Raw genomic sequence first — 25,362 nt, forward strand, 5'->3', positions numbered from 1 at the left:
CCTAGGCTGGGCCCGGCTCCGGGGGCGCAAAGGGCCGCACAAGGGTTCGCAAAGACCATACGTACGTACAGGTCACACATACGCGCATGGGGGAAGAGATGTCCGACGGCCACGACAACGGGCACGAGCACGTGCCGAGCAGGCAGCGCAGGCGTTTCTCCGGAATCTCCTCGCGTGCGTACGAGCATCCGGCCGACCGCAGTGCCCTGGTGGCGCTGCGCAAGCTGAGCGGCTTCGACACGGTCTTCAAGGCGCTGAGCGGTCTGCTGCCCGAGCGGAGCCTGCGGCTGCTGTTCCTGTCCGACTCGGTGCGCGTCTCGGACCGGCAGTTCGCCCATCTGAACGTCATGCTGCGCGACGCCTGCTACATCCTGGACCTGGAGAAGGTCCCGCCGATGTACGTCAACCAGGATCCGACTCCGAACGCGATGTGCATCGGCCTGGACGAGCCGATCATCGTCGTCACCACGGGGCTGGTCGAGCTGCTCGACGAGGAGGAGATGCGGGCGGTCGTCGGGCACGAGGTGGGGCACGCCCTGTCCGGGCACGCGGTCTACCGGACCATCCTGCTCTTCCTGACCTCGCTGGCCGTCCGGGTCGCCTGGATCCCGCTGGGCAACGTGGCGATCATGGCGATCGTGACGGCGCTGCGCGAGTGGTTCCGCAAGTCGGAGCTGTCCGCCGACCGCGCGGGACTGCTGGTCGGCCAGGACCTCCAGGCCTCCATGCGGGGCCTGATGAAGATCGCGGGCGGCAACCACCTGCACGAGATGAACGTGGACGCGTTCCTGGAGCAGGCCGAGGAGTACGAGGCGGGCGGCGACCTGCGCGACTCGGTGCTGAAGATCCTGAACGTGCTGCCCCGCTCGCACCCGTTCACCACGGTGCGGGCCGCCGAGCTGAAGAAGTGGGCGGCCTCCCGGGACTACCAGCGGATCATGGACGGCCACTACCCGCGCCGCGACGAGGACAAGGACACCTCGGTGCGGGACTCCTTCCGGGAGTCGGCGTCCCACTACGCCACGCATGTGCGCAGCTCGAAGGACCCGCTGATGAAGCTGGTCAACGACATCGCGGGCGGCGCCGGTGACCTCGGTGACCGGATGCGGCGGGGCTTCGGCGGCTTCACGGGCTCCCAGCCGCGGCCGCCCAAGGACGACGGCGGGCCGGCGCAGGGGCCGGGAGGGTCCGAGCGGCCCGAGGGACCCGAGCGGCCCGAGGGGTCCGGCGGCGACGGTCCGGAGTCTCCCCGGGACGGCTCGCCGCGCGACGGCGCCTGACCGCGTCCCGCGTTCACACCTTCGGCCGGGCCTTCTCCGCGAGGCTGCCGCACAGCGCCGTGGCGTTGCCCGAGGTGTACGGGTCGGTGCCGGCGGGGACGCCGGCCCCGGCCTCCTGGCCGGCCAGCAGCGGGCGGAGGTGGTTCGCCGCGTCCTCGGCGCAGGAGAGCGGCCCGGCCTGGACGTAGGAGGCGACGAGCTGGGTCTGGTGCAGCCGCAGGTCGTCGCGGTCGAAGCGGAAATGCAGCTCGCGCCGGAGGGTGAACAGCGACACCTCGCCCCGGGCCTCGTCGGCCGGCCGCAGCGCGTACACCATGGTGTGGTCGGCGGTGACCTCCAGGGTGGACGCGTCGCTCTCCTCGACCCGCAGGCTTCCGTCCACCCGGATCTCGGGGTCGGCCAGCTCGGCCCGGGCCGGGTCGAAGCGGACCAGCCACCCCGTGGGGGCGTGCCGTCCGTCCGAGGCGGGTCTCGCGAAGCTCTCGTCGAACTGGCGTAGCTGGTCCGCGTCCAGCAGCACCCGCACCGAGCGCACCTCCCCGCCACCGAGCACCTCCGGGTCGAGCGCCGAGCGGACGATGTAGTTCTTGGCGGTGGTGAGCGCGTTGAAGACCTGGTCCTCGGAGAAGTGCGCCGTGCGCCGGGCCCCCGGCAGGGGGATGCCCTGGGCCGCGGTCCTGAAGTGCGCGGCGGGGCTGTGCGCGTACAGGGACGCGGCGTCGTCGGCGCCGGGCACCCTGTCCCGCGGGGCGAGCGGGACGACGGTCATCCGCACCGGCTCGGCGGCGCGCTGCCCGGCGGGGCTCTGGTAGGGGTGCCGTACGCCCATGTAGATGGCGGTGCCGAAGGCGACGGCGATGAGCAGGACGAGGATCAGCGCCTGCCGGGACAGTCCGGCCCGGCGCAGGGGCGGGCGGCGGCGTACGGCGGGCGCGTGGTCGGTGATGCGCTCCTGGGCGGAGAACTCCTGGAGCCGGGCAGCGCGCACGAACGATTCGTCGAAGACGACGGATCGGTACTCGTCCTCTCCGCCTCCGGGGGCGCCGTCGGGCGTTCCTCCGGGCGGATCGCCAGGCCCTGCCATACCTTCAGAGTGGGTCTGCGGAAGGTCGCGTAAACGCGCGGCCACAGGTCAAGTTGGGACAGCTTGCCGCCGCGCCCGGGGGCGGTTCAGGGGCTGCGCGGGATCACCGACACGGCCGGCTGGGAGTAGTCGGCGGAGGCCGAGGGGGTCACGGTGCCGCTCTGCTCCGGGCCGGTGGAGGCTGGCGGCGGCACCTGCTGCGGGCCACCGCCCGAGGACGCGCCCCGGTAGACGGCCACGAAGGCCAGTGCGACCATGCCGATGCCCATCGCGAGGGCGAGCAGCCAGGCGACGGGGCGGTGCCAGCGGACCTGCTTGCCGTAGGCAGCGGGGGCGCCGTAGGGGCGGTCGAGGAGGTCGCGGTCGTCGTCCGGGTCGTCGAGGTCGGGATCATGGCCGAAATCGCCGTACCCGTCGTCGTAGCGCTCGGCCCTGCTGCGGCCTCGGCGGGCCGCTTCCGCCTCGGTGGCCTCGGCTCTGGCCTGCGCGGCGGCCAGGAGGCGCTCGACGGCGGTCGGCTCGTGCACCGCGGCCGCCGCCACGAAGGCCTCGTCGAAGACCACGGAGGCGAACTCTTCGTCCGACACCCCGCGGTCGTGGTCGTCGTCGGGCTCCCTGCCGTCCGGGAACGGCGTGCCCCCCACGTCCTCCGGCACGGCTCCAGAGTAGACCTGGGAGGTCGTTTTGGGCAGACGGCGGGGAAATTCATCCGTTGGGTGAGATGCCCCGATCGGTGCTCCCGCGGGCCGCGCGTGGGCCGCGCGTCGGCCGCCCGCAGCGCGCCCGCCGTCAGCGCCGCACGTGCCCGTCGCCGGTGACGATGTACTTCGTGCTGGTCAGCTCCGGCAGCCCCATGGGGCCCCGGGCGTGCAGCTTCTGCGTGGAGATGCCGATCTCGGCGCCGAAGCCGAACTGGCCCCCGTCGGTGAAGCGGGTGGAGGTGTTCACCGCGACGGTGGTGGAGTCGACCAGCTGGGTGAAGCGCCGGGCGGCCTGCTGCGAGGTGGTCACGATGGCCTCGGTGTGGCCGGAGGTCCACAGCCGGATGTGCTCGACGGCCCGGTCCAGGGAGTCGACGACGGCGGCCGCGATGTCGTACGACAGGTATTCGGTCTCCCAGTCCTCGGGGGTGGCCTCGACGACGTTCACGCCGGAGTCCTTGGCGTGGGCCATCACCCGCTCGTCGGCGTGCACGGTGACCCCGGCCTCGGCGAGCGCGGCCAGCGCGCGGGGCAGGAACTCGGCGGCGATGTCCTGGTGGACCAGGAGGGTCTCGGCGGCGTTGCAGACGCTGACCCGCTGGGCCTTGGAGTTGATCAGGATGTCGACGGCCATGTCCAGGTCGGCGTGGGCGTCGACGTAGACGTGGCAGTTGCCGGTGCCGGTCTCGATGACGGGGACGGTGGACTCCTGGACGACCGTGTTGATCAGCGAGGCGCCGCCGCGCGGGATGAGCACGTCGACCAGGCCGCGGGCCCGCATCAGTTCGCGCACGCTCTCGCGGCTCTCGCCGGGCACCAGCTGCACGGCGTCGGCGGGCAGCCCGGCGCCGCCCACGGCGTCGCGGACCACCCTGACCAGGGCGGTGTTCGACTGGTAGGCGGAGGAGGAGCCGCGCAGCAGCACCGCGTTGCCGGACTTCAGGCACAGGGCGGCGGCGTCGACCGTCACGTTCGGCCGGCCCTCGTAGATGATGCCGACCACACCGAGCGGCACCCGGACCTGGCGCAGGTCGATGCCGTTGGGGAGGGTGGAGCCGCGCACCACCTCGCCGACCGGGTCGGGCAGCGCGACCACGTCGCGCACGTCGGAGGCGATGGCGCGGACCCGCTCCGGGGTCAGGGTGAGCCGGTCGACGATGGCCTCGCTGGTCCCGGCGGCGCGGGCCTTGGCCACGTCCTGGGCGTTGGCCTCGACGATCTCGCTCGTACGGACCTCCAGCGCGTCCGCGACGGCGAGCAGCGCGTCGTCCTTGGCGGCCCGCGGCAGCGGCGCGAGGTCGGCCGCGGCGGACTTGGCCCGGTAGGCGGCCCGGGTGACGGGTGACATCGAGTCGTACGGCGAGAGCGTGGTCATGGGGGAAGGGTAGTGCGCGTGCTCCGGGCGGCCACCCGGCGTCCCATCCCGCGAGATGGGTCGGAAGAGGGGTCGGGAGACGGGTCGGGAGAGGGATCAAAACGGGTGAACGCCGACCGGCGTCGCGGGTGCCGGTCCGTACCCCGCGGCGATGCGCTGGTGGTAGGTGGCCCGGTCGATGACCTCCAGGCCGACGATCTCCCAGGGCGGCAGCCCGGCGGTCTGCCGGTGCTCGCCCCACAGGCGCAGGGCGACGGCGGCGGCGTCGTGCAGGTCGCGCGCCTCCTCCCAGTACCGGATCTCCGCGTGGTCGTCGGCGTACCGGCTGGTCAGCAGGAAGGGGTGGTCGTGCGCGAGCTGTTCGAGCGCCCGGCGCACCTCGGTGAGCGGGGCGCGGGCGCCGGAGACGCTGAGGGTGACGTGCCACAGGCGCGGGGTGTGCTCGGGCTCCTCGCCGTGGAAGCGGTCTCCGGCCGCGACGCTGGTCAGGGCGCGCTCCTCGCCGCCCGCCCGGTTCGCGCCCCGGGCGCCGCCGGAGCGCGCGCCGGTGCCGCTGCGGGCGCCCGCACCACCGCGGGAGGCGGTACCACCGCGGGGCGCCGCCGTCCCAGGGCGTACTCCGCTCACGACGGCCTCCTTCACGCACACGGCTCGGCCCGGTGGTCGGCCGGGCTTGTCCCTGAGGAAAGTTGAGCAGGCCGCGCGAGATCGCGGGGCGGTTTTGCGGAACGTCCACCACCGATTCGGGGACGTTTCGACCCATTACGGGTGCAGGATCACCAGATCGTCCCTGTGTACGACCTCACGTTCGTACGCGGGTCCGAGTTCGCGCGCCAGTTCCCGGGTGGAGCGGCCGACCAGCCGGGGCATCTCCTTGGCGTCGAAGTTGACCAGCCCCCGGGCCACCGCCCGCCCCGTGCCGTCCCGCAGCTCCACCGGGTCGCCCGCGGCGAAGTCGCCCTCGACGCCCGCGATCCCGGCCGGCAGCAGCGACTTGCGGCCCTCGACGACCGCGCGCACCGCCCCGTCGTCGAGGACGAGCGCCCCCTGCGGGGCGGAGGCGTGCTGGAGCCACAGCAGCCGGTCGGCGGAGCGCCTGCCGGTGGCGTGGAAGTACGTGCCCGTGTCGCCGCCGGCCAGGGCGTCGGCCGCGTGGACGGCGCTGGTCAGCACCACGGGGATGCCGGCGGCGGCGGCGATGCGGGCCGCCTCGACCTTGGTGACCATGCCGCCGGTGCCGACCCCGGCCTTGCCCGCGCTGCCGATGTCGACGCCCGCGAGGTCGGCCATGTCCCGCACCTCGGCCAGCCGGGAGGTGCCGGGCCTGCTCGGGTCGCCGTCGTAGACGCCGTCCACGTCGGACAGCAGTACCAGGAGGTCGGCGCGGACCAGGTGGGCGACGAGGGCGGCGAGGCGGTCGTTGTCGCCGAAGCGGATCTCGTCGGTGGCGACGGTGTCGTTCTCGTTGACGATCGGGAAGGCGCCCATCGCGAGCAGCTTGTCCAGGGTGCGCGAGGCGTTGCGGTGGTGGGCGCGGCGGCTCATGTCGTCGCTGGTCAGCAGCACCTGGCCGACGCGGACTCCGTAGCGGGCGAAGGAGGCGGTGTAGCGGGCGACCAGCAGCCCCTGGCCGACGCTGGCGGCGGCCTGCTGGCGGGCCAGGTCCCGGGGGCGGCGGCGCAGGCCGAGGGGGGCGAGGCCGGCGGCGATGGCGCCGGAGGAGACGAGGACGACCTCCTTGTCCGCGCCCCGCGCCTTGGCGAGCACGTCGACGAGCGCGTCGACCCGGTCGGCGTCCAGGCCGCCCGCGGCGGTGGTCAGCGAGGAGGAACCGACCTTGACGACGATCCTGCGGGCCTCGCCCACGGCCTGCCTTGTCCCTGGCCCTGCCACGGCCCGTCCGCCTCTCCCGTCGACACGCGCCGATCCCTGCGCCCGCCAGGCAATCTACGCGAAGGGGAACGCACCCCGCACCGGAGTTCACGCTGCGGACAGCAGCCACGGACCCCACCGCATCCACGCCGCGCCGCCGCCGCATCCGCGCCACGGACCCGGCCCAATCCCGGCGACGTCGCGGCGGTGTCCCGCGACGTCCAGGCCGGTCCCCCCGACGTCCAGGCCGGTCCCCGCGACGTCCAGGCCGGTCCCCGCGGCTTCCTGGCCGCGCCCCGCGACGTCCTCGCCCGGTTCGGGACGCGTTTCCGCCGCGGCCTCACCCGCCACGCGCCGTCACCACGGCTTCCGCCGCGGACCCCACCGCGTTCCCGCCGTACCCCGCCGCATCCCCGCGACGTCCTTGCCGCGTCCCGCGACGGCTCGGTACTCGTCTCCGCCGCGGCCTCAACGGGCCCTCACCGCGTCCCCGCCCGGCACCGCCGTCTCCCGCCGCACCCCGCCGCATTCTCGCCACGGACCGCGCCGCAGCCCCGTGGCGTCCCGCTACGTCCCGTGACGCCCCCGCCCGCACCCCGGGCGGGGCTCCGTCGCGTCCTCGGCACGTTGTCGGCGCGTTCTCGGCACGGTCCGCGCCGATCCGGGCCCCGTCACCGCGGGTTTCGCCGCCGGGCCCGGAGGTCGGGGCAACACGCGCGTGTCGTCGGGCGGTCACCCCGCGTTAACCCGGTTGTCCGATGCGCGACGAGCCTGGAGCTACCGCAGTGCCCCTATCCCTGCCCCGCCGCCGTCCTCCCCGCCTGCCCGGGCGGCGGATCGCCGTGAAGCTGCTGGTCCTGGCCGTGCTGGCGGCCGCCTTCGCCGCACAGGCCGTGGGCGCGCTGCTGCCGCACGTGCCGCTGCTGCTCGCGGCGAGCGCCGGTTCGCTGGCCGCCGAGGGGGTGCTGTACCGGTGGCAGCGGGGCATGGTGTCGCTGTTCGCCAGGTCGCACGCCGATGTCACGGTCCGGCACGTGCTGCGCGACCTGCTGCTCGTGGTGGGCCTGCTGCGCCTCGGCGAACAGCACCGGGAGGGCGTCTACGCGCCGCTCGTCGCCGGGCTGCTCGTCCTGTACGGGCTGCACTGGTCGATCCAGGCGGTGTCCGTCCTGGTCCGGCGCACCCGGACGCTGCCCGTGGTGACCCGGAACATCGACGCCTCCGCGCTGCGGCTGACCCCGGCGCCCCCGGCGCTGCTGCGCCGCCCGGGGCCCCGGCTGGCGGTCTTCGGGCTGCCCGCGACGGCCGGGCTGCTGGCGACGGCGGCGACCGACGCGCCGGTGTACGGGGTGGCCGGGCTCGCGCTGTCGCTGGGGGCGGCGCTGACGGGCCTGGGCGCGCTGCTGCTGCGGCTGCTGCCGGGGCGCCGGCCCGCCGGTGAGCAGGAGGTGCTCGACTGGTTCGACGCGTGGCTCGCCCGGTACCGGCCGACGGTCGGCCTGTACTTCTCGGGTGGGGCGTCCTCGGCGTACCAGGCGAACATGTGGCTGGAGCCGCTGGCGCGGCTGGACGGGCGGCCGGTGATCGTGCTGCGGGAGCGGCACATGGTGCAGCGGATCGCGGCGACCGACGTCCCGGTGGTGTGCCTGCCGAAGGTGTCCACGCTGATGCGCCTGGAGCACTCGACGCTCCGCGTCCTCCTCCACCCGTCCAACTCCGGGAAGACCTCTCAGGTCCTGCGCATCCCGACGATCAAGCACGCCTTCGTCAACCACGGCGAGAGCGACAAGCTGTCCTCCTGCAACCCGTACGCGAAGGCGTACGACGAGGTGTGGGTGGCGGGCCCCGCGGCGCGCGAGCGGTACGCGCTGGCGGAGGTCGGCGTCGAGGACAAGGACGTGGTGGAGATCGGCCGCCCGCAGCTGGACGCCGTACGGCCGTACGCGGGCCCGCCCGCGCCGGGGGCGTTCACGACCGTCCTGTACGCGCCGACCTGGGAGGGCTGGGACGGCAATCCCGGCAACACGTCGGTCGTCGAGGCCGGGGAGAACCTGGTGCGGGCGCTGCTCGCGGACCCGGGCGTACGGCTGCTGTACAAGCCGCATCCGCTGACGGGGTCGGTGGACCCGCGGGCCCGGGCCGCCGATCTGCGCATCCGGGAGCTGGTGCGGGCGGCGAACCGGGAGCGCGGCGGCCCGCGTCCCGACGCCTCGGCGGCCACCGGCCTGGCCCGGCGGGCCGCGGAGCTGGACCGGCTCACCGCGGCCGGTTTCCGGTCGGCGGCGGACCAGGCGGAGCGGATGCTGCGGCAGCCGGAGCCGGAGCCCGGGCGGGCGGCGGCGGTGCGTCGGGCGGCGGCCGCGTGGGAGGAGGCGTACTGGGCGTCGCTGCCCGCGTGGGAGCACCAGGTCGTCACGGACGCCCGGCCCCCGCTGTACGCCTGCTTCAACCGGGCCGACCTGCTGATCAGCGACGTGTCGAGCGTGATCAGCGACTTCCTGGCGAGCGGCAAGCCGTACGCGGTGGCCAACACCAGCGCGCTCGCCGAGGACGTGTTCCGCAAGTCCTTCCCCACGGTGGCGGCGGCGACCGTGCTGGCGCCGGACGCGTCCGGGGTGCCCGCGCTGCTGGCGGCGGTGCGCCGTCCGGAGCGGGACGAACTGGCCCAGGAGCGTGCCGCGTTGGCCCTGCGTCTGCTGGGTCCGGCCGAACCGCCGTCCCGGGAGCGCTTCGCCGGTGCGGTGCGGGACCTGTGCGCGGCGGCCGGCGAACACCGCACCCGCAGGGCCGAGCGCCTCGCCTCGGACCTCTCCGCGGATCTCTCCGTTCCCGGCCCCCGACTGGAAACCGGCACATCAACCACACTGGCAACAGGAGGAGTTGACCGGTCGGGCCGTCCCGCCGACTAGTCGGACCGCTCCCCCGCGCGGACATGCGAAGAAGTTGTCACTGCCCTGTGGGCGTTCTGGGCACATGTGTGGATACTCATAAGAGCCCCTGGCGCAGGACCGGACATATCCGGCACGAGATCGGGCATTCGCGACAACGGGACCGTTATCCTTGGCCGCACATCACAGGCTTTCCCACTACCGTACGCGGCAACGCACGGACAGCTCCCCCCTTCGAACAGGTTGCAAGAATGCCCAGGTTCTCCCTCATCGTCCCGGTGCACAAGGTGCAGGGCTACCTGCCCGAATGCCTCGATTCGGTGCTCGGCCAGGACTACGTGGACTTCGAGCTCATCGCAGTGGACGACTGCTCGCCGGACGGTTCGGGGGCCATCCTCGACGAGTACGCGAGGCACGACGCGCGCATCCACGTGATGCACCTCACCGAGAACGTGGGGCTGGGGCGCGCGCGCAACGCCGGGCTGGAAAAGGCGCAGGGCGACTACGTCCTGTTCCTGGACAGTGACGACACCCTGACGGAGGGTGCGCTCACCGCGATAGCGGACCGTCTCGACGCCACCGACGATCCCGAGCTGATCGTCTACGACTACGCCCGTACGTACTGGAACGGCAGGGTCAGCCGCAATCAGCGGGCGGACCTGCTCCGCAACACCGGCCCGGACGTGTTCTCCCTCACCGACCGTCCGCAGCTGCTCGACCTGCTCCAGATCGTCTGGAACAAGGCGTACCGGCGCGACTTCATCGCCCGCACCGGGCTCACCTTCCCGCCCGGCTACTACGAGGACGCGCCCTGGACGTTCGGCTCCCTGGTCACCGCCGAGCGGATCGCCCTGCTGGACCGGGTCTGCGTGTACTACCGGCAGCGGCGTGAGGGCGGCAACATCCTCAAGACCGTCAGCCGCAAGCACTTCGACATCTTCGACCAGTACCAGCGGGTCTTCGACTACATCGACGCGCACGAGGAACTCGCCGAGTGGCGCGGCCCGTTGTTCCGCAAGATGGTCGACCACTACCTGACCGTCCTGGAGAGTCCGGGCCGGCTGCCGCGGGACGCGCGGGCCGAGTTCTTCCACCGCGCCTCCGCCGACTACCGCGCCCGCGTGCCGAAGGGCTTCACCCGGCCGGGCGGCGGTCGCGGCCACAAGTACACGATGCTGGAGCGCGACGCCTACACCACCCTGATGAGCGCACTCGCCGCGGTGAAGGCGCGCCGGCGGGTCAAGAAGGGCATCCGCGCCGCGCTCAACCGGTCCAAGCGCGGCGCGATGGGCGCCTTCTACCAGTCGCAGCTCAGGCTGCCCCTCGACGACAACCTGGCGCTGTTCTCCGCCTATTGGAGCCGCGGCGTCTCCTGCAACCCGGCCGCCATCGACGCCGAACTGGCCCGGCTGGCCCCGGGCGTGCGGCGCGTCTGGGCGGTCCACGCGGACCACGCGCACCGGGTGCCGAAGGGGGTGCGGGTCGTCCGCGTGGGATCACGCGAGTACTGGACGGCCCTGGCCCGCGCCAAGTACCTCGTGAACAACGTGAACTTCGCCGACTCCGTGGTCAAGCGCGAGGGCCAGATCCACGTCCAGACCCACCACGGCACCCCGCTGAAGACCATGGGCCTGGACCAGCAGAAGTACCCGGCCTCCACCGACATGGACTTCGAGAAGCTCCTGGAGCGGTGCGACCGCTGGGACTACAGCATCAGCGCCAACCGGTTCTCGACCGTCGTATGGGAGCGGGTCTACCCCTGCTCGTACGCCACGCTGGAGACCGGCTACCCGCGCAACGACGTCCTCGTCAACGCCACCGCCGAGGACGTGCGCGCGGCCCGCGCCGCGCTCGGGCTGGCCGACGGCACCAAGGCGTTCCTCTACCTGCCGACCCACCGCGAGTACCAGCCGGGCTTCACCCCCGCCCTGGACCCGGCCCGGTTCGCCCGCGAACTCGGTCCGGACGTGACGCTGCTGGTGCGCGGCCACTACTTCTACGGCGACTCCCCGCACACCGAGGCGCCGCACCGAACCGGCCGCATCGTGGACGTGTCCGGGCACTCCCGGGTGGAGGACCTGTACCTCGCGGCCGACGCACTGATCACGGACTACTCCTCGGCGATGTTCGACTACGCGGTACTGGACCGCCCGATCATCAGCTACGTCCCCGACTGGGACGTCTACTCCGTGGTGCGCGGCACCTACTTCGACCTGCTCCAGGAACCGCCCGGCGCGGTGGCCACCACCCAGGCGGAACTGCTGGGGCTGCTCACCTCCGGCACCTACGACACCCCGGAGACGGCCAAGCGCCGGGACGGCTTCCGCAGGCGCTTCTGCGAATTCGACGACGGACACGCGGCCGAACGGGTCGTACGACGTGTCTTCCTGGGCGAGGAGAGCCTGCTGCCCGTCGTCCCGTTCGACGACCGTTCCCACGCCCCGACCCCTGCCCAGGCGCTCGAACCGGTCGAGCGGGCCTGACCACGGAAGGAATCGCACCCAGCATGGCCCCTCGGCTCAGTGTCATCGTCCCGATCTACAACGTGGAGCGCTATCTCCCCGCCTGCCTCGACTCCTTGGCCGCGCAGACCTTCCGCGACCTCGAAGTGCTCATGGTGGACGACGGTTCGCCGGACGACTCGGCCTCGATAGCCGCCGACTACGAGGCCCGCGATCCACGCTTCAAGCTGATCCGCAAGGAGAACGCCGGTCTGGGCGCGGCGCGGAACACGGGGATGACACGGCTGGCACCCGAGTCCGAGTACGTCGCCTTCGTGGACAGCGACGACATGATCCCGCCGAACGCCTACCGGCTGATGGTGGACAGCCTCGACGAGAGCGGCTCGGATTTCGTCACGGGCAACGTCCAGCACATCAACAGCACCAAGATCTGGCAGTCCCCCATGCACCGCATCCTCGCCGGCGGTGCGGTCAGGCGGACGCACATATCGCGGAACAAGAAGCTGCTGACCGACCGAATAGCCTGCAACAAGGTGTTCCGCCGCTCGTTCTGGGAGAAGCACGACCTCTCCTTCCCGGAGGGCGTGCTGTACGAGGACGTCCCGGTGATCCTCCCGGCGCAGTTCCTCGCCGAGGCCGTGGACATCATCAGCGAGCCCACGTACTACTGGCGCCTGCGCGAGGGCGAGGCCGCCCCCTCCATCACCCAGCGCCGGACCGAGCCGAAGGCCGTGCGGGACCGTGCGGCGGCGGTGGAGTCCGTCAGCCGGTTCTTCGCCTCCCGGCCCGGCGAGTCGGGCGCCGAGCTGAAGCACGCGTACGACCACACCGCCCTCACCGGTGACCTGCGGATCTTCCTGAACGTTCTGCCGGACGGTGACGAGGAGTTCCGCGCCGAGTTCCTGCGGGTGATCAACAAGTACCTGGACCAGGTCGACCCGCGGGTGGTCATGGAGCTGCCCGCGACGGCCCGCATCAAGTGGCTGCTGGTGCGCAAGCACGCGCTGGACGACCTCGTGGACCTGATCAAGGCGGAACGGCGCGGTGACGCCGTGGAGATCAGCGGGCTCGTCCGCAAGTACGTCAGTTACCCCACGGTGGGGGCGATCGCCGCCGGCCTGCCGAAGAAGGCGCGCCGGATCGACCCCGACCTGAGGCTCCACGCCCCGCTGCAGGACATCCGCTGGGACGGCGGCAGACTGCGGCTGGCCGGGCACGCGTGGGTCGACCAGATCGACCAGGCGGGCAGGCGCAGCGCCGCCAAGGTCCTGGTGCTGAAGAAGGACGGCTCCCGGCGGGCCACGGTGGTGCCGCTGCGCAACACCCACGTGCCCGAGGCGACGTCGCTGTCCGGCCGCACGCACACCAACTACGACTGGTCGGGCTGGGAGGCGGACCTCGACCCGCTCAAGCTGCGCAGGGGTTCCCAGTGGGAAGAGGGGACCTGGCGGGTGGGCATCGGCATCGCCACCGCCGGTCTGCTGCGCAAGCGCGCGGTCCAGGTCAAGGGCCCGACGCGGGCCAACCACCCGCCCTACCAGTGGCTGGACGATGACTTCCGGCTGCTGCCGACCCCGGTCAACGGGGCGTTGCGGCTCACCGTCGAGCGGGTACGCGCGCTGATCACGGGCCACCGGGCGGCCGGCGCGGACATCGAGATCGACGGTGAGATCCGCGTGCCGCTGGACGCGGGAGAGACTGTCTCGCTGCGCGTCACCAACAAGAAGAGCGGCGAGCGGCTGCACTACCCGGTCACGCTGGACGCGGCCGACGGCGGGCACACCCCGTTCACGGTGCGGGTGCCGATGCGGGACGTCGCCCTGCTGCCGGAGCACCAGGACGTCGTGAAGGAGGAGAACGCCGCCGGTGGCGCGGACCCCGCGGCGGCCTCCCGGCGCAACTGGAGCACCCAGCTGGTGGCGGTGGCTCCCGACGGGGGCGAGCGTCGCTTCTCCACCGTGGTCCGTGAGGGGCTCGCGGACGGCGAGATGCGGCTGCCGGCCTCCCTCGCGGAGAACGCCGACCGCAACGAGATAGCCCTGGTCTCGGGACACAACGGCTATCTGAAATTCTCCGGCCGCCCGCTCCAGGCGAAGATCACGTCGGTGCGCTGGACCGGTGACCGCTATGTCGTCGAGGGCGTGAGTGCCGCCGACATCGACGGGGCGGACTTCGTGGTGAAGGCCCGGGACCGGTTCGACGAGAAGACCGTGGCCCTGCGGACCTCACCGGACGGTTCGTTCGGCGCCGAGTTCACCCCGGCGTCCATGTCCGGTCCGGACGGAACGCTGCCGCTCAAGAGCGGGCGCTGGAACTTCTTCCTGCGCACCCCCGACGGCAGCGACATACCCTTCCTCGTCGACCGGCTCGCCGTGGACGACTTCCCGGTGCTCGGCGCCGCGAAGGACCGGGAGTACGAGTTCGAGTCCCGTTGGTACAACTTCCCGCAGCTGCACTGCCCGTCGGACCTGTCCGTCCTGGAGCGCGGCGCCTACCGTCAGGAGCGGCTGCGCAAGGACGTGTACGAAGCGGGGCGGACCCAGCCGCTGCGGGACGCGGTGCTGTTCATCAGCTACAACGGCAAGCAGTACTCGGACTCCCCGCGCGCGATGCACGAGGAGCTGCTGCGCCGGGGGGCCGACCTGGAGTACCTGTGGCTGGTCCGGGACGGTCAGGTGGACCTGCCCGACACCGCGCGCAAGGTGCGGTTCTGGAGCACCGAGTGGTACGAGGCACTGGCCCGCTGCCGCTACATCGTCACCAACGCGCACCTGCCGCACTGGATGGAGCGCCGTCCGGGGCAGGTGATCGTGCAGACGTGGCACGGCACCATGCTGAAGAAGATCGGCCTGGACATCGAGGCGCCGAAGTTCGACCCCCAGTACCACGAGCGGCTGATCCAGGAGGCCCGCAACTGGACGATGCTGGTCTCCTCCAACCGCTTCAGCACGCCGATCCTCAAGCGTGCCATGGGATTCGACGGAAAGATCATCGAGACCGGGTACCCGCGCAACGACTACCTCTACGCGCCGGACCTCGCCGAGCGGGCCCGGGAGATCAAGGAGCGGCTCGGTGTGCCCTCCGACAAGCGGGTGATCCTCTACGCGCCGACCTGGCGGGACGACCTCTCGCACCGGCGGGGGCAGTTCAAGTTCGATCTGCGCATCGACGTCGAGGACGCCCGCGCGCGGCTGGGTGACGACCACGTGCTGCTGATCCGCCGGCACTCCAACGTCGTGGACAGCATTCCCGGCGCGGGCAACGGCTTCGTGCACGACGTCTCGGAGTATCCCGACATCGCGGACCTGTATCTCGCCGCCGACGTGCTGGTGACGGACTACTCCTCGGTGATGTTCGACTACGCGCACCTGAAGCGGCCCATGCTGTTCTTCACGTACGACCTGGAGCACTACCGGGACAAGCTGCGCGGCTTCTACTTCGACTTCGAGAACGACGCGCCGGGTCCGCTGATCCGCACCTCGGAGGAGCTGGTGAGCGCGCTGGGCGACCTGGACAAGGTGTCGGCCGAGTACGCGGACCGCTACCGGCGCTTCCAGGAGCTGTTCTGCGACCTCGACGACGGCCGGGCCGCGGCGCGCGTCGTCGATCTGATGCTGGAGCAGGCGCGGGAGGTCTGAACCGTCACGACACGGCCGGGTCCGGGACTGCGCCGGGCCCGGCCGTGGCTGTCGCCGGCGCAGGGCCGGCTCAACGCGACGCGGGCCTCACCCTGCCGGAGACCGCCGCGGCACGGGGCCGCGGCGGTCTCCGGAGGCATGAGGCCCGAACACCACAGGTGTGAGACCGAATCCGCACGTCGAACCGGTCACCCGTCGGCCAATAACCCGTCAGCCAGTCACCCGTCGGCCGGTCACGGGTGCCGACGGCACCAGCCCTTCCAGGCCGACTCGATCATCTCGTCCAGGCCGTACCGGGCCGACCAGCCGAGTTCCTCGCGGATGCGGTCGGCCGACGCGACGACCCGGGCGGCGTCGCCGGGCCTGCGGTCGGTCACCTCGGGGGCGACGTCCTGCTTCTCGGCGACCTTGAGGATGCGGTCCACCATCTCGCGTACGGAGCTGCCCTCGCCCCGGCCCACGTTGAGCGTGAGGGCGGTGCCTTCCGCGGCCGCCTCCAGCCGGACTGCGGCCGCCAGGTGGGCGGAGGCGATGTCCTCGACGTGAATGTAGTCGCGCACACACGTGCCGTCGGGGGTGGCGTAGTCGTCCCCGAAGATCCGGGGTGCGTCACCGGCCTCCAGGCGTTCGAAGACCATGGGGATGAGGTTGAACACGCCGGTGTCGGCCAGCTCGGGGGCGGCGGCGCCGGCGACGTTGAAGTACCGCAGGGAGGCGCTGCGAAGCCCGTGGGCCCGGGCGGCGGCGTTGATCAGCCACTCTCCGACGAGTTTGCTCTCGCCGTACGGGCTCAGCGGCCGGCAGTCGGTCTCCTCGGTGACCAGGTCGACGTCCGGCATGCCGTACACGGCCGCCGACGAGGAGAAGACCAACCGGTCGACGCCGTTCGCGGTCATCGCCTCCAGCAGGGTCTGCAGGCCGGTGACGTTCTCCCGGTAGTAGTACAGGGGACGTTCCACGGACTCGCCGACCTGCTTCTTGCCGGCGATGTGCACGACGCCGGTCACGCCGTGCTCACGGATCGCGGCGTCCAGCCCGGACGCGTCGAGCACACTGCCGACCACCAGGGGCACTCCGTCGGGTACCCGGTCCCGGCTGCCCGTCGAGAGGTCGTCGTACACCATGACCTGCCGACCGCCTTCGGTCATCGCGCGCACGACGTGCGCTCCGATGAAGCCGGCACCGCCAGTGATCATCCACATGCCTTCGTCATCCCTTTCCGTGGCGCCGCGTGTCCAGCCCGTCGATGGCCCGGAAGACGCGTGCGCAGTTCTCCGTGTCGCGCTGGCCGAAGAAGTGCTCGACGCGCCGGGCGTACGGCTCACCGACCGTGAACCCGCGGTCGATCGCCGCGACGATCTCGTCGACGGCCCCCTCCACCGACCGGCACACCGGTCCGAACCCGTCACGGGTCAGGTCGTAGTAGCCGCGGCGGTAGTGCCGGCCGTAGAAGTCGTCCTCGTCGAAGGGCACGTAGACGAGGGGCTTGCCCATGTAGGCCACGTCGAAGAAGACGGACGAATAGTCGGTGACGAGGAGCGAGCACTCCCTCATCGCCTCCTGCACACCGCGCTTGGTCTGCTCGGCGACGGTGATGTTGGGGTGGTCCACCTTGAAGTGACGCAGGTGCGGGCGGATCTCGTAGTGCGGGTAGAACTCCAGCTTGACGTCGGCACGCTCCAGCGCGGCCCGCAGCCGCTCGTCCTCCAGCAGCTGCGAGAAGAACCGGAAGTACTCCGAGGCCGCGAACTGGACCCGCGGGCGCAGTCTGCGGTTGTACGACGGCACCACGATGTCGCGGCGCCACGTCGGCATGAGCAGCACGGTGCGCGGTCCCTCGATGGGCTGCAGCTTGTCGAAGCGAGGGAAGCCCAGGGCCTGGACCTCGTCGGGCGCATAGCCCATCTCGTCGCGGATGTAGGCGGCCTCGTCCTCGGACGCGGCCACGAACAGGTCGACGCTCGTGGACTGCCGGTGCGCGGACTGCGACACGTCGTTGTAAGTCACGCCGTGCTGGAGGAACACCCGGCGGTAGTTCAGCAGGTCGCCGTAGATGCGCAGGTAATTGACCTTGCTCATGCTGGGCGGCGCGAGGTACGCCTCCAGGTCGTACGGCGATATCAGGCGGGTGGCGTTGAGGAGGTAGAGCCGGTGCTTGAGCGAACCGAGGGCGAGGACGTTGCCGCAGTCCTGCACCTTCGCACGGTCGGCCGCCTTCGCGTCGATGACGTAGTAGACGTTGCGACGGGGCTGGTTCTGGCGCACCCAGCGGAAGAAGTGGTGGCCGTTGTCCTGTGCGGTGTCATGGCGCTCTCCGACGATCCAGATGTCACGGCGGGCGAGGACGGGCCGGGTGAGCCAGTAGAGCAGCCGCAGCAGCCAGCCGGGCTTCCGCGCGGCGATCCGCCCGGTCTCGCGGCCGAGGCGGCGCAGCTTGTCGACGACGCCCGCGGCCGAGCGCCTCCGGGCCACCCTCACTTGGGCCCGGCCTTCCGGGTCCGCCGACACCTCGTAGCGGAAGGCGCCGATTCGGTCGACGCCCTTGAAGCGGTGGAACGCCGGCCGGCTCGTTACCGGGATGTCGACGAAACCGCCCGGTCCGTGCAGTCGCACCGAGAGGGAGTAGGAGCCACCGTGCAGCGCCGACAGCTCGTCGGGGCCGAGGTCGGCCCGCCAGCCGCTGTAGAGGTCCCGTTGCTTGCGGATGTGCCAGCGGTCGCGCCGGTACACCTGTCGCGCCCGCACGGCGTGTTCCCGGCCTCCGGGAGCGGCGAACACAAGTTCCAGACGGTTGTCGAAGTCCTCGTCGATGTCGACCTGGTCGAGGGCGAAGAAGCCCTCGGCGCGCAGCACGTCGCCGACGGCGCGGACGGACTCCGCCTGTGCCGTCAGGGTGCCGACGCGCAGCAGCGTGGAGTCTTCCACGTCGCCTTCGGTCCGGCGGAAGACCACGGTGCCCGCGACGGCCAGTTCGGGCAGGAAGCGGGGCTCCTCGAACGGCCGGCTGAAGAGCCTGATGTTGCCCGCCTTCACGGCGTGGTGCGGGATCAGGGAGCTGTTCGGACCGGCGTACTCCAGGATCACGTCGTCCGGGATGTCCTGGTAGAGGGCTCGCAGCCGTGGGAAGAGTGCCTCCAGCTCTTCGACGACCCCGGCCTTGGGCAGGTTCGCCAGGTAGGGGTGGAAGCATCCGGCCACGAAGCGCTGGAGGGCCGCCCGCTGTTCCTGTCCCGCGGCCGCGTGGGCGTCCAGCAGCCTCTGGTGCAGGGCCAGCAGGTCCCGGGCGGTCTCGAGGCGGTTCCGGGCGGCGAACCCGGTCCCGGCCTCGCCGGGGACGCCGTACACGAGCGCATCCGTCACCCGGATGCGGCGCGCGGCCAGCAGGAGGGTGACGACGAAGGTGATGTGGTCGAGGTCCTGGCCGTCCCCGACGTGGAAGCCGTGTTCACGCAGCAGGTCGGACCGGAACAGCTTGCCGCCGGGCGAGGCGGCGAAGAGCAGGTCGGGAGCATCGGTGAGGCCGTCGAGGGTCCGGTCGCCGGGTGCGAAGCACGCACGCAGGAGCGTGTCGGTCTCGGCGAGTACCTCCGAGTCATGCCAGGTGTCGGCCACGACGACGTCGGGGCCGTCCGTGGCCGCCTCGGCGAGGAGCCTGGTCAGAGCGCCCTCGGCGAGGGCTCCGGATCCGTCCATGAACGCCGTGTAGGGGCCGGTCAGCCGGTCGAGCACCGGGTGCCGCGCGTGCTGGGCGGCGCCGGCGTCCTCGGCGCGGACGATGCTCGTGTTGGCGTAGCGGTCGGCGAACTCGACGGCGCCCGGCGCGTCGGGGCCGGCCCCGGCCGTGACCAGGAGCACCTGGGTCCGGCCGAACTCCTGCTGGCAGGCGAGGGAGCTCAGGGCGGCCCGCAGCGCATCGTCGTCGTAGCCGGTGCAGAAGACCACGACGCTCGCGTCGGGGCGGGCGGGCTCGGCGGCCGTCGCGGGCAGCTCGCGGGTGCGCCACCACTGCCAGTGCTCGGGGCTCGGCGCCTCGCGTACGGCCGTCTTGGCGACGTTCTGGTCGGCGGGGCGCCAGACGACGTTGCCGCTGCCCGTGACGTCCGCCCACAGGCCGGCCGGTTCCAGCAGACGGTCGAGCGGTGCGAGGTCGACGCCGAGGACGCACAGGGCCGTGGTGTGCTTGCGTCCCTTCCACAGCACCTGCACGTTCAGGTTGACGAGGCTGTGCGCGGCGAGGACCGCCGAGGCCGCCGCGCTGTCGAGGGAGACCCGGTAGGTGAGGTGGGACTCCTCCACCCGCACGTCCGGCACGTCCACGACGACCCGTTCGCCGGTGTCCTTGGCGCGCACGTGCAGCGCAAGTCGCAGGCCGTCGTCGGGCTTGATGCGCTGGAACTGGTTGAGGATCCGGCCCTCGAACGTGAGCGTCCCGTCGTCGACGGTGAGCGAGGTGATCTGGTTGAACAGCTTGGAGTTCTCGAACTTCTCGTCCTGCAAACCGAGTTCGGTCACGTCGAGGTACTCGTCCGCGCCGGGCAGGTCGGCGTACCGGGCCGACCAGTACACGCGGTCGCCGCGGCGCACCAGGTCGGTGGAGACGACGCCGCGGCGCTGCTCGAAGTCACTGACGGTGAGGGCGGCGTCGGCCAGCCGGTGCCTCAGGAAGAAGGCGCGCACCCGGTCCAGCGGCCCGCACAGCGCGTAGGCCCGCTCGTCGATCTCGGTCAGGTACTCCGAGACGATGTCCAGGAAGGCGGTGCGGAACGCCTCGTCGCCGGAGCGCAGCTCCTTGCCGTAGAGCCGCACGTCGTGGCTGATGAAGCGGGCGTCCTTGTAGGTCTTGACCTCCTCGGCGCCGGCGTCGCGCAGGAAGGCGTCCGCCCGCCGGTGCACTTCGACCCGGTCGGAGATGCTGCGGATCTCCGCCCGCCGGTTGGTGATCGAGGCCGAACCGTCCTGCGCGTCCTCCCAGAACCACCGGTAGACCGGTTCGGCGAGGACGGTGATCCCGGAGGCGAGGGTGTAGGTCTTGGCGGAGAAGAAGGTGTCCTCGTAGAAGAGGCCCTCGGGGAAGAGGATCTCGTTGCCGAGCAGGAAGTCCCGTCGGTAGAGCTTCGCCGCGGCGATGGGGTCGTTGATCAGCTCGGGCCAGTCCCGGATGCCGTCGACGCTCCGGTCGGCGCCGTAGAGCAGGGGCTGCCACACGGTGGTGGTGCCGCGCTGCGGGTTGACCCGGTGGGCGCGGCCGGCGGTGATGTCCGCACCGGTGTTCCGGGCCGACTCCAGCAGCAGTTCGCACGCCTTGACGGGCAGTTCGTCGTCGGAGTCGAGGAACATGACGTATTCACCGCGCGCGGCGCGGATCCCGTCGTTGCGCGGGGCACCCACGCCGCCGCTGTTCGTCTGCCTGGATATGACCCTCAGGCCCGGTATCCGGTCCGCGTATCTCTCCGCGACCACCCGGCTGCTGTCCTGGGACGCGTCGTCGACGACCAGGACCTCGAGGTCCTGGCACGTCTGCACGACCAGGGAGTCGAGGGCCCGGCCAAGGGTGACCGCGGCGTTGTACGCGGGGACGATGACGGTGATGCTCGGTGCAGCATCCACGCGCGGGGACATCACGCCTCCATAACAGGGATGAACGTCGGAGATCACGGCTCCCGCGCCATGCAGGGCGCCCGAACCTCGGCTCGTATCACGGGGCAGTGACCGACTATTGAGCAGATTAACTCACCCGGCGTGTCAGGCCCGTTCCCATATGACCCCAAGTCGGGCACAAGTCCGCCAATCATCCAGCCGCGTGTGATTCACAACACAGGACTGTGTGAGCACCACAACCATCCGCGGTAGACCATTGTCTTAAGTCTGAGAGAACGGCGTATCGTTGGCCGCGCCCAACCCGCCTAGCGGTGACGTCTCGCGGCACGACCAACCACCTCCGCGCGCTCCTCGGTGCCTCACCGAGGGCCCCACCTCCGAAGGGCTTCCCCCCAACCATGGACATACCTCCGCTCGCCGAAGTGCGCCGTCGCACTGAGAAGAAGCGGGACGCCTGGTGGACCGTCCTCCTCGTCGATCCGGTGGCCACGCCGCTGGTGCGCTGGACGGCCAAGTGGACCAGGGTCACGCCGAACCAGATCACGTGGGCGGCGCTCGTGCTCGGCATAGGTGCGGCGGCCTGCTTCGCCCAGGGTGAGTGGCTGTGGCTGGCCATCGGCGCGGCCGTGTACCACGTCAGCTTCATCCTGGACTGCATGGACGGGAAGCTGGCCCGTCTCACCGGGAACGGCTCCGAGTTCGGCGCGTGGCTCGACTACGTCTTCGACCGCATCCGGGTCCTCATCTGCGCCATCGCCCTCATGAGCGGCCAGTACGAGCGTACCGGTGAGGTGGCCTACGTCTGGCTGGCGCTGGTCGTCGTGTTCCTGGACGCGCTCCGCTACATCGACGCGCTGCAGATCTTCAAGGTGCGCCAGGGCATGCGGGCCAAGCTCCGGCAGGCCGCCGAAGAGGTCGCCGAGGTGACCCAGGCCCCCGCGCCGCAGCAGGGCCTGGCCGAGCGCATCGCCGCCGAGGCCAGGGACGAGCCCGCCGGCTTCGAGGCCGTCGAGGAGGACAAGGCCGACAGCGGCCCGGCCGACGACAAGTCCGACGTCCCGGCGCTGGGCGTCGTCACGCAGCAGTCGTTCCTCCGCCGCTTCACGCAGTACGCGAGGATCCGCGACTTCCTGATCAACCACCGCATCCGCACCCACCTGGTCAGCGGCATCGAGTTCCAGATGGCGGTGTTCATCATCGGCCCGCTCGTGGGCGCGATCATGGGCGTGACCATCGTGGCCGGTGCGCTGCTGGTGCTGTTCGAGCTGGCCATCATCTACAAGCTGATGCTGTCGACCCGCGACTTCGAGCGCGCGATGGCCTCCTACAACCGCATTCTGGCCGACCACGCGGCCACCGAGCCGGAGCAGGTCGCGGTGAGGGCCCCGGCCGGCGCCTGACGTCCACCTCCCGCACCAGAACGCCGCCGCGCCGGTCTCCCAGCACCCCGGAGACCGGCGCCGGTGTGTTTCCGGGCCCGGCGCCCCACTCCCCCGCACCCCAGTACTGGAGCCCCCGGTGACGGACCAGCGCTCGTACGACGTCGCACTCGTCGTGCCCTGTTTCGACGTGGCGGAGCATCTGCCGTCCTTCCTGGCGTCGGTCGCCGCCCTCGACCGCTTCGACCGCACCCAGGTGATCCTGGTCGACGACGGGTCGACGGACGGCACCCGCGAGCTGCTCGCCTCGTTCGCCGGCCGGCATCCGCACGTGCGGCTGGTCACCCAGCCCAACCGGGGCCCCGGGGCCGCCCGCAACCGCGGTCTGCGCGAGGTCCGCGCCGCTCACGTCGCCTTCGCCGACGCCGACGACATGCTGGTGCCGGACGGGCTCTCGGCCATGCTGGCCTCCGCCCGGCGCAACGACGCCGACCTGGTCGTGGCGGACTTCACCAATGTGCCGCTGCGCCCGTACGGCCGCTGGAAGCGCTGTTTCGGCGCCGGTGACCGGTGTGTCGAGAACATCGCCGACCAGCCGGACCTGGTGTTCTCGGCGAGCGTGTGGAACAAGCTGTTCTCCGTGCCGTTCCTGCGGCGCACCGGGGCCGCCTTCCCGGAGGGCGTCCTCTTCGAGGATGCCTGGTTCAGCATCCCGGCCCTGCTCTCGGCCCGGCGCGTGAACCTGCTCGACCGCTCCGTCTACGTGTACCGGCAGCGCGGCGACGGCTCCTCGATCATGGACTCGCTGCGGCGGAACGCGGACAACTACCGGGACCATCTCGACCTCAACCTGCACCTGCTCGACCTGGGCACGCGGCACGGCCCCGAGGTGCGGCGGCTGATGGAGCGCTACGCGGCCTTCACCTATCTCGGCTTCCTCAGGAGGCTGCCCGAGGCACCGCCCGAACTCGACGTCGCGGCGCTGCTGCCCGACCTGCACCGGCTCTACCGGGGCATCCGCGACGACGTACTGCGGGAGTTCGTCACCAGCCGCCGGGACGCCGCGCTGCAGACGGCGGCGAAGACGGGCGCCCTCGGCGACCGGCTTGCCGCTCCCCGGCCGCCGCTGCCCGAGGGGGACCGCCCGGCCGACGGCGAGTGGCGGGAGCTGCCGCTCAACCCCGCCGTCACCGTCCACGACGACCCGCCCCGCTACCGGGTGGCCGGCGACCGCGTCGAACTCGCCGGTACGGTCGCCACCGCCGACGGCCGCGGGTTCGGGTCGCGCTGGACCTCCAGTACGACGCCCGTCAGCGCCGTACTGGACACGGCGGTCAGCCCGGCGCGCACGCACCGCGGTGTCGCGCTGCTCCAGACGCTGCCGGCGTCCACGCTGAACGTGGCCACGCTGCGGATCTCCGAGGGCGGCGTGCTGACGCTGTCGCTGCCGCGCATGGAGGCGCTGCCGGGCTGGGTCGACCTGTCGGCGATGACGTGGCCGCTGCCGGAGCGGGCGCCGACCGGCTGAGCGGCGGGGGCGGCCGAGCGGTCCGCTACGACGCGAAGGGGTCGAACCCTTCGTACTCGCCGTCCGCCTCGTCACGCTCGACCTGCCGGTCCCGGCGTCGCTGGGCGGCCGGGCGGGGCGCCTCGAAGCGGTGGTCCTCGCCGCGCCGGCCGAGCATCTCGGCGCCCGCCGTGACCGAGGGCTCCCAGTCGAAGACGACCGCGTTGTCCTCGGGGCCGATGGCCACGCCGTCGCCGTTGCGCGCGCCCGCCTTCATCAACTTCTCCTCGACGCCGAGACGGTTGAGCCGGTCGGAGAGGTAGCCGACGGCCTCGTCGTTGTTGAAGTCGGTCTGGCGCACCCAGCGTTCGGGCTTCTCGCCGCGCACCCGGAACAGGCCGTCCTCCTCGCGGACGACGGTGAAGCCCGCGTCGTCCACGGCCTTGGGCCGGATGACGATGCGCGTGGCCTCCTCCTTCGGCCGGGCGGCACGGGCCGTGGCGACCAGTTCGGCCAGCGCGAAGGACAGCTCCCTGAGGCCCATGTGGGCCACGGCCGACACCTCGAAGACCCGGTAGCCGCGCGTCTCCAGGTCCGGCCGGACCATCTCGGCGAGGTCCTTGCCGTCGGGCACGTCGATCTTGTTGAGGACGACGATCCGCGGCCGGTTGTCCAGGCCGCCGTACTCGCGCAGCTCGGCCTCGATGACGTCCAGGTCGGAGAGCGGGTCGCGCTCGGACTCCAGCGTCGCCGTGTCCAGGACGTGCACCAGCACGCTGCACCGCTCCACGTGCCGCAGGAACTCCAGGCCCAGGCCCTTGCCCTGGCTGGCGCCGGGGATGAGACCGGGGACGTCGGCGACGGTGTACACGGTCTCGCCCGCCGTCACCACGCCCAGGTTCGGGACGAGCGTCGTGAAGGGGTAGTCGGCGATCTTCGGCTTGGCCGCGCTCAGCACGGAGATCAGCGAGGACTTGCCGGCGCTCGGGTAGCCGACCAGCGCCACGTCGGCGACGGTCTTCAGCTCCAGGTGGATGTCCTGGAGGTCACCGGGCACACCGAGCAGCGCGAAGCCGGGGGCCTTGCGGCGCGCGGAGGCCAGCGCCGCGTTGCCGAGACCGCCCCGGCCGCCCTGCGCGGCGACGTAGGAGGTGCCGTGGCCGACCAGGTCGGCGAGCACGTTGCCCGCGCCGTCGAGGACCACGGTGCCGTCGGGCACGGGCAGCACCAGGTCCTGGCCGTCCTTGCCGGAGCGGTTGCCGCCCTCGCCGGGCTTGCCGTTGGTGGCCTTGCGGTGCGGGGAGTGGTGGTAGTCGAGGAGCGTGGTCACCGACTGGTCGACGGTGAGAATCACGTCGCCGCCCCGGCCGCCGTTGCCGCCGTCCGGGCCGCCGAGCGGCTTGAACTTCTCACGGTGGACGGAGGCACAGCCGTGGCCTCCGTTACCCGCGGCGACGTGCAGTTCGACGCGGTCCACGAAGGTGGTCATGGGATGTGCCTCCAGTTACTGCCTACTGCGGGAATGTCTCTTGGTCAACACGCGAAAGGCGGACCCGCTTCCCCTCGGGGAAGTGAGGC

15 protein-coding genes are annotated in these 25,362 nt (G+C 71.7%); 6 read left to right on the top strand and 9 right to left on the bottom strand.

Translation table 11 applies throughout. The annotated features are described in order from the left end of the window. Positions 1-98 precede the first annotated feature (98 nt). A complete protein-coding gene (locus tag C4J65_RS09830) occupies positions 99-1,280 on the top strand; it encodes a M48 family metallopeptidase (RefSeq protein ID WP_115742068.1) in 1,182 nt (393 codons plus the stop codon). 13 nt (positions 1,281-1,293) lie between these two features. On the opposite strand, the gene C4J65_RS09835 is transcribed toward C4J65_RS09830, so the two are convergent. The 6 genes from C4J65_RS09835 to C4J65_RS09860 all read right to left on the bottom strand — a co-directional run bounded on the left by C4J65_RS09835 (position 1,294) and on the right by C4J65_RS09860 (position 6,663). Next, positions 1,294-2,364: a hypothetical protein gene (locus C4J65_RS09835; protein WP_115742069.1), complete on the bottom strand. Its 1,071-nt coding sequence runs from the start codon at positions 2,362-2,364 to the stop codon at positions 1,294-1,296. Positions 2,365-2,450: 86 nt separating this feature from the next. Then, on the bottom strand, positions 2,451-3,020 hold the full coding sequence (locus tag C4J65_RS09840; RefSeq protein WP_162833106.1) for a hypothetical protein: 570 nt from the start codon (positions 3,018-3,020) through the stop codon (positions 2,451-2,453). 133 nt (positions 3,021-3,153) lie between these two features. Next, entirely contained in the window at positions 3,154-4,440 is a 1,287-nt protein-coding gene (locus tag C4J65_RS09845; RefSeq protein WP_115742071.1) for a glutamate-5-semialdehyde dehydrogenase, read from the bottom strand. 96 nt (positions 4,441-4,536) lie between these two features. Then, entirely contained in the window at positions 4,537-5,067 is a 531-nt protein-coding gene (locus tag C4J65_RS09850; protein WP_115746372.1) for a hypothetical protein, read from the bottom strand. A 135-nt stretch (positions 5,068-5,202) separates the two neighbouring features. Beyond that, positions 5,203-6,306, bottom strand: a complete 1,104-nt coding sequence (gene proB, locus C4J65_RS09855) for a glutamate 5-kinase (RefSeq protein WP_115742072.1) — start codon at positions 6,304-6,306, stop codon at positions 5,203-5,205. A 114-nt stretch (positions 6,307-6,420) separates the two neighbouring features. Next, positions 6,421-6,663 carry a hypothetical protein gene (locus C4J65_RS09860; RefSeq protein WP_115742073.1) on the bottom strand — a complete coding sequence of 81 codons (243 nt, stop codon included), beginning with the start codon at positions 6,661-6,663 and terminating at the stop codon, positions 6,421-6,423. Positions 6,664-7,070: 407 nt separating this feature from the next. Here C4J65_RS09860 and C4J65_RS09865 point away from each other — a divergent pair, with 407 nt between their 5' ends. The 3 genes from C4J65_RS09865 (at position 7,071) to C4J65_RS09875 (ending at position 15,300) form a co-directional block, all read left to right on the top strand. After that, a complete protein-coding gene (locus tag C4J65_RS09865) occupies positions 7,071-9,221 on the top strand; it encodes a hypothetical protein (RefSeq protein WP_115742074.1) in 2,151 nt (716 codons plus the stop codon). A gap of 230 nt (positions 9,222-9,451) precedes the next feature. After that, positions 9,452-11,683: a bifunctional glycosyltransferase family 2 protein/CDP-glycerol:glycerophosphate glycerophosphotransferase gene (locus tag C4J65_RS09870; RefSeq protein WP_115742075.1), complete on the top strand. Its 2,232-nt coding sequence runs from the start codon at positions 9,452-9,454 to the stop codon at positions 11,681-11,683. Positions 11,684-11,706: 23 nt separating this feature from the next. Beyond that, positions 11,707-15,300 (top strand): bifunctional glycosyltransferase/CDP-glycerol:glycerophosphate glycerophosphotransferase, encoded by a 3,594-nt coding sequence (locus C4J65_RS09875; protein ID WP_115742076.1) that lies wholly within the window; start codon positions 11,707-11,709, stop codon positions 15,298-15,300. 233 nt (positions 15,301-15,533) lie between these two features. Here C4J65_RS09875 and galE read toward each other — a convergent pair whose 3' ends face one another. Both galE and C4J65_RS09885 read right to left on the bottom strand, forming a co-directional pair. Continuing rightward, entirely contained in the window at positions 15,534-16,502 is a 969-nt protein-coding gene (gene galE, locus C4J65_RS09880) for a UDP-glucose 4-epimerase GalE (protein ID WP_115742077.1), read from the bottom strand. Between the two features lie 7 nt (positions 16,503-16,509). After that, a complete protein-coding gene (locus tag C4J65_RS09885) occupies positions 16,510-20,907 on the bottom strand; it encodes a glycosyltransferase (protein ID WP_162833109.1) in 4,398 nt (1,465 codons plus the stop codon). Between the two features lie 413 nt (positions 20,908-21,320). Between C4J65_RS09885 and C4J65_RS09890 the strand changes: the two genes are divergently transcribed. Both C4J65_RS09890 and C4J65_RS09895 read left to right on the top strand, forming a co-directional pair. Further along, on the top strand, positions 21,321-22,298 hold the full coding sequence (locus C4J65_RS09890) for a CDP-alcohol phosphatidyltransferase family protein (RefSeq protein WP_240330393.1): 978 nt from the start codon (positions 21,321-21,323) through the stop codon (positions 22,296-22,298). A 118-nt stretch (positions 22,299-22,416) separates the two neighbouring features. After that, the gene (locus tag C4J65_RS09895; RefSeq protein ID WP_162833110.1) at positions 22,417-23,805 is read left to right on the top strand and encodes a glycosyltransferase; all 1,389 of its coding nucleotides are present in this window, start codon (positions 22,417-22,419) and stop codon (positions 23,803-23,805) included. 25 nt (positions 23,806-23,830) lie between these two features. Here C4J65_RS09895 and obgE read toward each other — a convergent pair whose 3' ends face one another. Further along, complete coding sequence (gene obgE, locus C4J65_RS09900) at positions 23,831-25,273, bottom strand: GTPase ObgE (protein WP_115742081.1); 1,443 nt, start codon at positions 25,271-25,273, stop codon at positions 23,831-23,833. Between the last annotated feature and the right edge of the window lie 89 nt (positions 25,274-25,362).

The organism is Streptomyces sp. CB09001, from assembly GCF_003369795.1.
Lineage (GTDB): Bacteria > Actinomycetota > Actinomycetes > Streptomycetales > Streptomycetaceae > Streptomyces.

Excerpts from the sequence above, each read along its gene's own strand:
- C4J65_RS09830 (WP_115742068.1), top strand. The coding sequence starts at position 99 with ATGTCCGACGGCCACGACAACGGGCACGAGCACGTGCCGAGCAGGCAG.
- C4J65_RS09835 (WP_115742069.1), bottom strand. The coding sequence starts at position 2,364 with ATGGCAGGGCCTGGCGATCCGCCCGGAGGAACGCCCGACGGCGCCCCC.
- C4J65_RS09845 (WP_115742071.1), bottom strand. The coding sequence starts at position 4,440 with ATGACCACGCTCTCGCCGTACGACTCGATGTCACCCGTCACCCGGGCC.
- C4J65_RS09865 (WP_115742074.1), top strand. The coding sequence starts at position 7,071 with ATGCGCGACGAGCCTGGAGCTACCGCAGTGCCCCTATCCCTGCCCCGC.
- C4J65_RS09870 (WP_115742075.1), top strand. The coding sequence starts at position 9,452 with ATGCCCAGGTTCTCCCTCATCGTCCCGGTGCACAAGGTGCAGGGCTAC.
- C4J65_RS09875 (WP_115742076.1), top strand. The coding sequence starts at position 11,707 with ATGGCCCCTCGGCTCAGTGTCATCGTCCCGATCTACAACGTGGAGCGC.
- galE (WP_115742077.1), bottom strand. The coding sequence starts at position 16,502 with ATGTGGATGATCACTGGCGGTGCCGGCTTCATCGGAGCGCACGTCGTG.
- obgE (WP_115742081.1), bottom strand. The coding sequence starts at position 25,273 with ATGACCACCTTCGTGGACCGCGTCGAACTGCACGTCGCCGCGGGTAAC.